The sequence below is a fragment of the Henriciella sp. genome (assembly GCF_049649345.1).
GTDB lineage: Bacteria > Pseudomonadota > Alphaproteobacteria > Caulobacterales > Hyphomonadaceae > Henriciella.
Window position 1 is genome coordinate 1 of the sequence record NZ_JBARZC010000489.1, and the last position, 3,667, is coordinate 3,667.

At 61.8% G+C, this 3,667-nt stretch carries 6 protein-coding genes; 2 read left to right on the top strand and 4 right to left on the bottom strand.

The window, feature by feature from the left end:
• The coding region (locus WA989_RS13505; RefSeq protein WP_424341013.1) for a tyrosine-type recombinase/integrase at positions 1 to 691 on the top strand (691 nt) is incomplete at its 5' end.
• A gap of 123 nt (positions 692 to 814) precedes the next feature.
• On the opposite strand, the gene WA989_RS13510 is transcribed toward WA989_RS13505, so the two are convergent.
• Genes WA989_RS13510 through WA989_RS13525 form a run of 4 tightly spaced genes read right to left on the bottom strand, consistent with a single transcriptional unit; the run spans position 815 to position 2,916 of the window.
• Positions 815 to 1,828 carry a hypothetical protein gene (locus tag WA989_RS13510; RefSeq protein WP_424341014.1) on the bottom strand — a complete coding sequence of 338 codons (1,014 nt, stop codon included), beginning with the start codon at positions 1,826 to 1,828 and terminating at the stop codon, positions 815 to 817.
• Positions 1,825 to 2,145, bottom strand: coding sequence for a hypothetical protein (locus tag WA989_RS13515; protein ID WP_424341015.1), 321 nt, complete (start codon positions 2,143 to 2,145; stop codon positions 1,825 to 1,827). Before WA989_RS13515 ends, WA989_RS13510 begins: the two co-directional genes overlap by 4 nt.
• Entirely contained in the window at positions 2,142 to 2,624 is a 483-nt protein-coding gene (locus tag WA989_RS13520; protein ID WP_424341016.1) for a hypothetical protein, read from the bottom strand. The genes WA989_RS13515 and WA989_RS13520 overlap by 4 nt, the downstream gene beginning before the upstream one ends.
• 10 nt (positions 2,625 to 2,634) lie before the next feature.
• Positions 2,635 to 2,916: a hypothetical protein gene (locus WA989_RS13525; protein ID WP_424341017.1), complete on the bottom strand. Its 282-nt coding sequence runs from the start codon at positions 2,914 to 2,916 to the stop codon at positions 2,635 to 2,637.
• A gap of 512 nt (positions 2,917 to 3,428) precedes the next feature.
• Between WA989_RS13525 and WA989_RS13530 the strand changes: the two genes are divergently transcribed.
• A partial coding sequence (locus WA989_RS13530; RefSeq protein WP_424341018.1) for a hypothetical protein occupies positions 3,429 to 3,667 on the top strand: 239 nt, incomplete at its 3' end.

Genomic DNA, 3,667 nt, shown 5'->3' on the forward strand with positions numbered 1-3,667 from the left:
GCTCAAGAGCCGCCTGAAGCACGCGGCCGGGCGAGGGGACCCCTCCCGCAAGCAGGGGCGCATCCTGTCGACCTTAAGCCTTCTCGATGCTGCGACGATGCTCGGGGACGAAGCGCGGATGTGGCCAGAGGGGTCTCTCTTCCGGGCCACGGGGCTGCGCGACGCGGCCATGGTCGCGCTTCTCGCCCTTCTGCCGATGCGCCGGCGCGCGCTCGCGAGCCTGCGCCTCGGAGAGTCGATCCTCGTCGGCGACGACCGCATCACCGTCGCGCTGAGCGGCGCGCTGACCAAGACCGGCGTGCCGTGGGAGGCCGACGTGCCGCCGCAGAGCGACCCCTTCCTCCGGGCCTATCTCGCGGAAGCCAGGCCGGTCCTGGCCGCGCGGGGCAGGGGAAAGGATACCAGCCTCTGGCTCGACAGGACCGGCAAGCGGATGAGTGAGAACTATCTCGGATCGCGTATTGGCGGGGCAACTCTGCGGATGACTGGGGTGCGCGTTCCACCCCACTTCTTCCGGGACTCGGCGGCGACCACGCTCGTCCGGATCTCTCCGGAAGCGGCGAAGCTGATATCCTCCGTGCTGGGCCACAAGGGTCCCGGGACGGCAGAGCGGCATTACATCCACGCCCAGTCCATAGAGGCCGGGCGCGACTACGCTGCCCTGATCGCCTCCAGGAAAGGGAGGCGGTGATCCGAGCCGGCCGCTGCGCCCGAAGCTCCACTGATCGTTTGATCGGTCGTCAGCGTGTGATCCAGAGCGGCCCCGAGCGCGTCATGGCGACCGTCGGATGGGCTGTTGGCCGCCCGCGACACTCTAATCATCCTCATGGCTTTCCTCGATGTACCTCGTGAGTTCGGTTTCCGACCGTGCGTGTGCATCAAGCTCTGCTTGGGATATGCGGGCCCAGCTTGTCCCACGCACGATACTCCAACCACCTCGGCCCCCTCGCGGTGGACGACGCCAGGCCGGGTCGGGCATCTCTTGGAGATCGCGAAGTGCATCGTCGAAATTCTCGACATGAACCTCGCCGCCCTTCTCGCCGATGGTGAACGTGCCGCGCCGTTCGAGGCCGGGATGGAAGAGCGATCCATCCCGTGCCATCGGCACGAAAATGGGCTGCACATAAGTGAAGGTTGTAACCACTCCATCGTAGCTTGGACGGGCGGTGCGCCAGATTGAGGGACAGAAGCTGTCACGATCTTGCAGCCACGCCGTCGCTTCATGGGCGGGCCCGAGACCATTCTCGCGTCGCAGGATTGGGTTTTGGCCGGAAACCATGTTGCGCATCCGGCTCATCTTGACGCCGCCGAAGCGTGCGAGCGCCTCCGGTTCGATCGGGCGATCGTTGTCCAGAGCCCATCGTCCACGGGCCAAAAGCACTGTATCCTCGAGCTGAGGTTCACGCTTCGGCCCGAGCCAGGCGTCTAATGGGCAGAGTGCCAGGAAGCTCACTGCCGTCTCAACATGGCCGCGCAGCCGCGTCTCGACGGTCTTCTCGTCCTCGTGTTCCCGGGCCTCAATGTCGATGCCGTAATGTGCGTAGGCGCTCAGATTGTGCAGCAGCGCGCCCAGCGGCCACTCGCCGTAGGCACCCTGCATATTCGCCTCGAGACCTTCCTGCCAGTCGTCTCTCTCACTGGCGAACGAACCGATCAGCCGCTTCATACCGGCGTTGGCATCCTCGGCCCTGACGATCCTAGTCAGGAAGTCGCCGGCGGCTTGGACCAACTGCACGAGCGTCATGGCAGGATCGTTTTCGTGGTCGTACCCATTCTCGAACTCGCGGATACGCTCCTCGAAATCCATGTCTCGCGGCAACTTGGTCATGCACGGCCTCCCAGCTTGCGAATTTTGTAGATCAGGCTCTCGCGCGCCGCATCCAGCCGCGCGGCATTGGTCTTCGTCGACAAGAGTGCCTTTGGCTTGCGACCGAGAAAGTACGCGATGCGCTCGCCGCTGGCGCCGCTCGGATGCGGCAGGCCGCTCAGGACCTGCGCCCTCGGAATGCCCGCGCGGGACGCAGCCCACTCCAAAGCCTCGCCAACTTTGGGGCCGAGCGGCACGTAGAGCGCATCTGGCAACTGCCGCATCTCCTCAACGAGCCAAGTGTTAAGCTGCCCTTGCAGGACGGGAACGCGCGTCATGGTCGGCGCGCCGGAGTAATTCTTTCCGTCGACAAGACCGGGTAGCGAAGGGCGGACGTGAAATGCGCCAGATCGGAAGCCGACCCCCACAGAGCGGCGGTGCTTTCGAGCCCGAGCAACTGCGCGACGCCGATGTCGTCAAGCATGGCGACGAGGTTCGCCCGCATCGGACCGGAGAAGCTCGCATGCACCTTCGCTGCAGCAAGGGCCACGTCCGCGGCCGCGCCGGATCGCAACTGGCGCCGACATTCCTGCAGGGCATTCGCCATCTGTTGGCGTCCGGGAGTGATCCCAACAATCACTATCTTCGCCGTTCTGGTCACATGGTCGAAGGCGGCATAGGCAATATCTATTCGCTTCGAACCTTGCCAGGCCTTGTCGATCAGCAGAGCGTCCGGAGCGTCGATCTCGCGTTTCAGCTCCGTATCGGAAGCGGTCTTGAGCCAGGGCAGGAAGTCGTTTGCGTGTGTCTTGGGCATATTGGTTCCTTCAGTGAAAAAGCGGGCGTTGTGCGAAAGCGACAGTGATGACTGCGTTATTGGAGGAGACAACATAGGTTCTTCTGAACCTGTTGAGAGAACTGGATACTTCTGCTCCGAAGTCCCGGCGCACCTCTCTCAGGCTGGCCTTCGACAGAGCATATTTCTGCGCTCCATCCCGGGCATTCCTGCTCTCTCCATAATCCAGGATCATCTCGATAACCGAGAGCGGCACCGCGCGTTCTGCAGCGCGCTGTCGTCCATGCCTTGTGAGCGTGATAGAGTTGATCATAAAAAGCGTCCGCGGTGACCCGTTCGATCACCACCCTGGCCGCTTTGAAGCGATTTGTCAAGCGGCATATTGGGTGATCGTAAAGACCACTATGGCCGCTATAAGGGCTGGCCCTAGTGTTGCCCACTACCCTGGACACAAATTGGATTTCACAGGGAGGTGTCCAGATGCCGGGCACCAGGTACTCATACCCTGCAGGCTTCAGGGATCAGATTATCGCAGGGCAGTGTCGAGGATCTTCCGCGTCGGCTATCGCCGCGTGAAGCAAGCAGGGATCGACGGCGGTGCCAGGAACGACTGGCCGCCCAGTCTGGAGCGCGAGGAACCGCGACGTTGGCGCAAGTAGAACCATCAGCTCGTCGGCACCGTAGGACGGCCCGAGCACAATGGAGGCGCCGGCCGGGAACATCGCGCCTCCATCTATAGAGCGTCGGTTTCCCCATCGTTGCCAGCGCACCGCGGTACGGTTACGCATCATAACAGCACTTATGACATGTATCGGGAGATATTTCTTGGCATTTACCGAAGAAGATGCGGAAGCCTTCGTCGAAGAGAATAAGTCGCACGTACACCGTTTACGCAAGACGATCACGAACCTCATGACAATGAAGCACGTCCTTTACTTCTATGGTCGTCTCGACAGGCTGAAATGCGATAATGAAGTTGCTCCATTAAAAGATAGCGTCATGGAGTCCGAAGCGTTCACGACCGCTATCGTGATGTCCTACGGTCGCTTATTTGCGGTAAGCAA

Coding starts and splice junctions, on each gene's coding strand:
- WA989_RS13510 (WP_424341014.1), bottom strand. CDS start 1,828: ATGACCAAGTTGCCGCGAGACATGGATTTCGAGGAGCGTATCCGCGAG.
- WA989_RS13520 (WP_424341016.1), bottom strand. CDS start 2,624: ATGCCCAAGACACACGCAAACGACTTCCTGCCCTGGCTCAAGACCGCT.
- WA989_RS13525 (WP_424341017.1), bottom strand. CDS start 2,916: ATGATCAACTCTATCACGCTCACAAGGCATGGACGACAGCGCGCTGCA.
- WA989_RS13515 (WP_424341015.1), bottom strand. CDS start 2,145: ATGACGCGCGTTCCCGTCCTGCAAGGGCAGCTTAACACTTGGCTCGTT.